At 55.5% G+C, this 6,965-nt stretch carries 6 protein-coding genes; 2 read left to right on the top strand and 4 right to left on the bottom strand.

All coding sequences use genetic code 11. The annotated features are described in order from the left end of the window. Window positions 1–202 (bottom strand): hypothetical protein (locus LGH70_RS22605; protein ID WP_226190293.1); only part of this gene is annotated, 202 nt, incomplete at its 3' end. Between the two features lie 226 nt (window positions 203–428). Between LGH70_RS22605 and LGH70_RS22600 the strand changes: the two genes are divergently transcribed. After that, window positions 429–2,561, top strand: a complete 2,133-nt coding sequence (locus LGH70_RS22600) for a hypothetical protein (RefSeq protein WP_226190291.1) — start codon at window positions 429–431, stop codon at window positions 2,559–2,561. 23 nt (window positions 2,562–2,584) lie between these two features. On the opposite strand, the gene LGH70_RS22595 is transcribed toward LGH70_RS22600, so the two are convergent. The 3 genes from LGH70_RS22595 to LGH70_RS22585 all read right to left on the bottom strand — a co-directional run bounded on the left by LGH70_RS22595 (window position 2,585) and on the right by LGH70_RS22585 (window position 5,504). Then, window positions 2,585–3,661 (bottom strand): DUF3800 domain-containing protein, encoded by a 1,077-nt coding sequence (locus tag LGH70_RS22595; RefSeq protein WP_226190281.1) that lies wholly within the window; start codon window positions 3,659–3,661, stop codon window positions 2,585–2,587. Window positions 3,662–3,735: 74 nt separating this feature from the next. After that, complete coding sequence (locus LGH70_RS22590) at window positions 3,736–5,034, bottom strand: Y-family DNA polymerase (RefSeq protein WP_226190279.1); 1,299 nt, start codon at window positions 5,032–5,034, stop codon at window positions 3,736–3,738. A 2-nt stretch (window positions 5,035–5,036) separates the two neighbouring features. Then, complete coding sequence (locus LGH70_RS22585; protein WP_226190277.1) at window positions 5,037–5,504, bottom strand: LexA family protein; 468 nt, start codon at window positions 5,502–5,504, stop codon at window positions 5,037–5,039. 395 nt (window positions 5,505–5,899) lie between these two features. On the opposite strand from LGH70_RS22585, the gene LGH70_RS22580 reads away from it, so the two are divergent. Next, on the top strand, window positions 5,900–6,916 hold the full coding sequence (locus tag LGH70_RS22580; RefSeq protein WP_226190275.1) for an ArdC family protein: 1,017 nt from the start codon (window positions 5,900–5,902) through the stop codon (window positions 6,914–6,916). Window positions 6,917–6,965: the final 49 nt, after the last annotated feature.

Here is a 6,965-nt window from a genome sequence, read left to right as displayed (position 1 = left end):
CCACCAGCGCGCGGACAAATTCCCGGTTATGAGGGCCGAAGATGTTGCTGAGCACCTCCCGATAGGGCTGCACGCCTCTAAATCCTAATAAGTATACGGCCGTCTTTAAAAGCGTTTCTCGGCTGATACCTGTCAGGTATTCGCCTGCAGGCTGTGGAGACTGGCCGAAAATTTCACTGTAGTTGATTACTCTTCCTAGCATGGGGTGGAGGTCTGGGTTTGATTTCCTAGTCAGAAATAGCAAAACTTACTGACTGGTTAATGGAATGAGCGTGGTAAATTCCTCAAGGCACTTCGAGCCCACGTTGGGGGTGCCCAAGTATCTTCGCAATCACGCAAGATTAGCGAGTGGCGGGCTGGTTATCCCGCTGGAAGATTGACTGACCCAATCCACCTATAAGTCTCGCTATAATGCTACTTCGATTACTATGAAACACCACTTTGCCGTACTCAACTCAAATGAAGTAACCCGAGATGGTACCTCATTTCAGCTTGCAGAATTAGAAAAAGCACTGTGGCAAACGGCAGTGGTAGGCGTGCCAAGTAATGTGGGCCATGACGCTCATCGTCCCATCGGGTGGATGCTAGCCTACGGGCTGTACTTACAGCCTAACTTGGTGCGCACCGTCGGCGAGTTACACCTGCCAGAGTCCCTTGCCGATTCGGAAAAGATAGTTGACGCGCACGACCGGGCCTTTCACAACCGGCAACACCGGATGAGCGAGCCTTACGTGGCACCACTCACGGAGTTATTGCGGGAATACGCTTCCGAAGAGTGCCGCTATCTATACTGTGAGGCATTTTCCTGCATTGAGACGGACTTGGTGAAGCGGGTGTTTCCGAAGCTCACGGAAAATCTTGATGACGATGGCTTGGTGTATCTGACCGACTTACTCAAAGAGTTTACTTACCTCGGGCAAGGAGTGTTTGCGCATAAACGGCGTAAGCTGACAGTCTTTGCCCATCCCTACTTTCGTCGGTCACTGTCTCGGTTCAACAACTTCCACTTTTTGTTTTTGGATGAATTGATGTCGTACGTGGGCAACCGGCATATCCGCCTGCGCCTGCGCCTCGATTGGGATATGGTAGGGTATGCTCCCTCCTTCCAAAAACAACTGGAATACGAGTTCTGGCGCGGTCCTAAGTTCGACGACGAGATTAGCAATATTACTCCAGGTCTGACGCAGTACAAAAGTGATGCTTTTGAGCGCGTTTATTATGGCACAGCGGCTACGGAATTTGTGTGGAAGGCCGGCGAGGAAACCGACGGTAAGCCACTGACAAAACCTCGTTTGCTGCACGAATTCGAAATGGAGGAAGTGAAGGATAGCGAGGTGCCTGGAACGGAATCGTACGGCTGCCGGTATATGCACGCCATATACGATAAAGACGCCGCCACCTTTGAGCACTTTGACGGAGCCATCCGCATGTATGATTTAGAGCAGATGGTGGAGAGAGCCGATACTCCAATGGACGAGTTTGGCCGAAAGAGTCAGTATACCAAGCTCTTTCGGATAGATGACCCGCTACGACTGGACGAAAAGCGTACCGGTCAAGGATTAGCTCTGAGCAACTGGAAGTCCCTTGTTACGAGGTATATGCAGGGCAATCCGCAGGTTTACGAATACTTCGGGGAAGAAAAGCCCGGTGGAGCACATCTGCTAGAGGAGGAACCCCATTCTATACGTGAAGAGCTAGTGCCATCCAGCATGAAGGCGGGTCAGGGAGTGCGGCTGTTCGCCTCTTATCACGCCCTTCGCGAGCAGACCACCGGTGAACGGGTCGTAACGGGCCGGGATGTGGCAACCGGCACGGATGACATTGTCCGGCCTGCTTTGGAATATGATGTCATCGAAGTCAGGAAGGCTCTACGTGCCTTAGGAACCGACTTAGAAATACCCTCCGACGTCGTGTTCATTTACGCAGAGGATGGGTATTGGAATATCCCAACCATCTATCACGGTGAACAAGACCCACAAGCCGCGTTAAGCCTGACCGTTCAGGCACTGAATAACCTGATGCAAGCCGCGCACAATCGCGGCCATGACCAAGTTGTTTCTTTTACGGTTGCCTGGGCCATGAATGATAAAGAAGCCCGGGTTTCCGTGCTAGGCCACGTCGCTGATTTGGCAGCTTGGTTCAAAAAAGCTCCTGGCATTCCGACCCAGCGCAAAGCATTCGTGAAATGGCTGCAGCAACAGGAAAAATACTTGAATTCTTTGCCCGTCATAGAGCCCGAATGGCCAAAACTAGATTGTATAGCAAAGAGTGATGGTGTACTGTTTATCAGCCGTCACTTTGTTGACCGTAAGTGGATAAGTGCAGGCAGTTCCACGGGACTTCAATTAGCAATACCCGAGGACCAAACAGACTTGATTGAATCGCTCAAAAAGCACGAACTGGCTGTGACAACGGTATGGCAAGCTGGTGAAATGACTTGCAGCAAAACTGGTATGGATTACTGGCTCAGCCCCCACTCCAAGAATCTGGAACCTGGCGTCTCGGCCATAGTGAAAGGTAGCAAACTAATGGCCTTATGCTGGACAGATAAACCGGCATGAGGCAGAAAAGCCAAATGAAAATTTCAGCCCAGAAGCGGAACGCCAGCTTCTGCGCGAGCTACCAAGTGGGCTAAGATATTGATGTTGAAGCGTGCTTCCTCAGTGGTGAGGTCAATATATTCGGTAGCAGGAATGATAGACCCTTTACACGCCAATGGCAAAACCAATTCAAGAATCTGCTGTGCCCTGGCCGTACTTCTATCCCGCATAGCGAGGTTAACAACACTAGCTAGCATATCTGCCACTTGCAAACCAGGTTCGAGGTTAGAATTCGCAAACCGGATGGGTGCAGCCAGTTGAAAATTAAAGGGCAATCCGTCGGCCCATTCCACCGGTACGGCTACCAGAGGGCCAGAACCCAAAGCATCAAGAATTGGAGCGGATGCTACTAGGGGCTTGGAATCATCCAGGGTAACCAGCAATTCACCGTATGTAGCACTGAGATGGCGAAGTACCGAAGTTGCGGAAGTCACAGACAAATCCAGTATCCACCTGATGCGTCCCTCCTCATCGCTGATGGAATCTAGTTCCTCGCGGTTAGCTGCCTGAACTTCCGGTGAGCGTAGTAGCCGCGTGATATCAGTTAAAATACTTTGGGGATTGTCACTTAGTTGTAGTGAATGCGGAAAGAGGTCTTCAGCGTCGTCACTCACCCTGCGCATCCTTTTCATGAAGTGATTCAGGAGGGTTTCCGCGTCAGTGTCGCCACTGCTTAGAAACAGATGCATGAGATTAGCGATGAACAGATGAAACTTGCTTTGGTAGAAGAATCTGTTGTTGGCTGCCAAGGCCGGTTCAAGCGCGTATTCAAAGAATTTTGCGCCCAAAGCGAAAGCCTTGTTATGCACAACGTATGCCCCGCGGCCAGCTAGCCGCTTCACCAGATGTTCAATTGCGCCTAAAGCCCCGCTGTGATTATAAAGTTGCTTACCTTTTAATTCTGGAGCCTGGGTACGTACACGCTGCCTTATCTCCCCGATAATATCGGTCGCTTCCTGGTGCTCGAGCGCTACACCAGCATAGGTGAAATAAGGCTGGTTAGCCTCCTGCAAGTCATCACCCGTATATCCAGCTTCGTCACAATAGATATTGGTCTTCATTGCCTTGAAGTTTTAACGGTTCTAGAGCGAGTGCCTTACAGCTTTTCGTCAGCAGGCATTACAGGCAAGGTAGTTTATCCAACCAAAAGCAAATCTTCCAGTCGGGTAGTGTACTGCGGGGTGCGCCATTTTGCCTGACCCTCCCAAGGAGCTTGGGCTTGGTCGGGTGGCAGCACCAGCGAGGCCAGTTTCACCGTCCCTTTACCAAACCGTCGGTTTAGAGCGTCAAGCTCGGCCATGAGTCTGCCGCGCTTTCCGGAGATCGGACCGGCTTCAAACAGCGTGAGCTGGGCTTGCCCTTCCGGCTCCAACCCGTCCAGGATTACGCCCGCCTTGGTATAGCGGTTACCCGGCTGCCAGAGGCGCTTGAGCGCCGCCCGCGCAAAACGCACCAGTTCCACGGTGTCATTCGTGGCTACGGGCAGGGTAAGTACGGCGGAGGACGAATACGGCGGTGCTTCCAGCCCGTAGCGGCTCTTGCTCAGGAACACGGTAAGCAGGTGGGCCGCGTCGCCCTGCCGGCGCAGCTTCTCGGCCGCCCGGGAAGCAAACGCACTCACCGCACCCGTGACATCGGGGAAGTCGGTGAGCGGCCGGCCAAAGGTGCGCGATACGCACAAGGTGCGATGCGACAGCGTGCCGTCTTCACTCGGCGCCAGCCCCTGGCAGGGGAATCCCTGCAGCTCGCGTACGAGTCGGGCGCCTACCACCCCGCCCAAGTGCTTGCGGGCATACGCATCCGAGCAGCGGGCCAGCCCGGCGGCGGAGCTGATGCCAGCGGCGTAGAGCTTTTGGGCATATTGCCGGCCAATGCCCCACACGTCTTCCACCGCTACCTGCTCCAGCGCCCAGCGGCGGCGCTCAGCGGTGTCCAGGTAGCAGACGCCGCCCATCGCCGGGTCTTTCTTAGCGAGTCGGTTAGCCAGCTTGGCCAGGGTTTTGGTGGGTGCCACGCCCACGCAGGTGGGAATGCCGGTGCGGGCCAGCACGTTGGCGCGCACGGTGCGGGCAAAGGTCTCCAGGCTGCTGACCACGAAGCGCTCCATGCCGTGCAGATCTAGGAAGGCCTCGTCGATGGAGTACACTTCCACGGCCGGTGCCACCTGGCTCAGGTACCACATTACCCGGCGTGACATGTCGCCGTAGAGGGCGTAGTTACTGGAGAAAACGGCCACGTTGTGCTGCTCCAGCAGGGGCTTGACCTGAAAGTATGGGTCGCCCATCTGCAGGCCCAGGGCCTTGGCTTCGGCACTGCGGGATATCAAGCAGCCGTCATTATTGGATAGGACCACCACGGGCCGGCCTTCAAGCCGGGGCTGAAAAACCCGCTCGCAGCTGACGTAGAAGTTGTTGCAGTCGACTAAGGCGTACATGGCTAGTCGCGGGTGCGCAGCAATGCCGCGAGTTTACCGGGGATGAGTTCGTGCAGCACGTGGGTCACCACACCCCATATTTTGACGTCGCCAGCGTCGTGTATCTCCCACGCCTTATAATCTGGGTTTTCAGGCTTCAGCCACCAGGTGCCGTGCTCGCACACGAGGCGCTTCACGGTGCACTCGCCGTCGACCACGGCCACCACGATGTGGTTGTGGTCAGCTTCCATCTGCTTGTCCACGGCCAGTAGGTCGCCCTCGTGAATCTCGGCGTTTTTCATGCTCTCGCCGCTCACCCGCACCAAGTAGGTGGCGTCGGGGTGGCGCAGGAGCAAGCGGTTCAAATCGAAAAGCTCATCGGTGTAATCAGAGGCCGGGGAAGGAAAGCCCGCGGATACCGAGCAGCTGAAAAGCGGAAGTAAAAACGGGGTCTGGGAGTCGTGGACGGGGATTAATTCGACGTTGCGCATGGGTGGTGTAAAGTAGGTGGGCTGGCAATAATACGCGCTGCTAATAAAATTAGTAGAAATAAAGCTAAAAATAATAGCTAAGGCGATGATTGGTTAGGCTCAACCCGACCAAACTCCACCGGCCCGGCCCACTGCGCCCCGACGCCAGCCTGCTCCAAAACATGCCCGCGTCAGGGCTGCCTTCGCTTATAAAAAGTGGTTTTTCCACTCATCAGCCCAAAAGCTGAGCAGTGGAAAGAAGCACTTGTTTACGCCAATTTCTCAAAGGGGCAGTGGGGAAAGAAGGTGGAATAAAAAGAGCAAAAAGATATTAAATATAGAGCAAAAAGAAAACTACGAGGTAGTCTTTTTCGTTTAATAGGTATAGCAAACGCTCACAAAAACAGCGCTTTATTATGAAAAAGGCCCGCAAAACCCCCACTTGCAAATCTGCCACCCGCCAAACTGCTAAGGGTGTCACCTCCCGCCCCGATGTGTATCAGCTTGTCACCGACCGGATTGTGGCGGCATTGGAAGGCGGCGTGATTCCGTGGCGCAAGCCGTGGAACGCTGTCTATGGCCTGCCCCGCAACTACGCCACGGGTGCGGCTTACTCTGGCATCAATGCTTTTTTACTGCACTTCAGCGGGGCGCTCCCTTTCTTTCTGACCTTCAAGCAGGCGCTGGCTTTGGGCGGCAACGTGCGCAAGGGCGCCAAGGGGCACCCGGTGGTATACTACAACGTGTCGGTGCGCGAGAACGAGCAGACCGGTAAGGAGGAGAAGCTGCCCTTCCTGAAATACTACACCGTTTTTTCGGTGGAGGACATCGAAGGCATCGAATTTGATTTGCCGGCGGTTGAGCGCCACGGGCATACGCCCATTGAAGCGGCGGAAGCCATCGTAAGCGGCTGGGAGGGGCGCCCGGCCATTGAGCACCGGCACCAGCGCGCTTACTACTCCCCGGCGCTGGATCTGGTCAACATGCCCGAGCGGGCCACCTTCACCACGGGCGAAGGCTACTATGCCACCCTGTTTCACGAGCTGACGCACAGCACCGGCCACGCTTCGCGGCTGGACCGCCCGGACCTGACCGCCAGCGAGGGCAAGCTCTCGGCCAGCTACGCGCGGGAGGAGTTGACGGCGGAGATGGGCGCGTCGTTTCTGTGCGCCGCTTCCGGCCTCAACACCGAGCAGACCGAAACCAACGCCGTGGCCTATATCCAGTCGTGGCTCGAGCGGCTGAAAAACGATAAAAAGCTGGTGCTGCAGGCCGCCAGCAAGGCCCAGCGCGCCGCCAAGCTGATTCTGGGCGTGCCGGAGGAGGGCGAAACGGCCCCCGCTCCCGCCCGCGTGCTGGAGTTAGTCCACGAAGAAGACGAAGTCGGCCGGCAGTACCGGGAGGCGGAGCTCAGCTGGTTGGCCGCCGCCTAAGGCTGTGCTGCGGGCCGCCGCTGCCGGCGGCTCGCCCGGCCATTGTTTT

Origin of the sequence: Hymenobacter nitidus (genome assembly GCF_020447315.1) — a bacterium.
Taxonomy (GTDB): domain Bacteria; phylum Bacteroidota; class Bacteroidia; order Cytophagales; family Hymenobacteraceae; genus Hymenobacter; species Hymenobacter nitidus.
The sequence above is the reverse complement of the archived record's forward strand: the minus strand, read 5'-3'. Positions and strand labels throughout refer to the sequence as shown.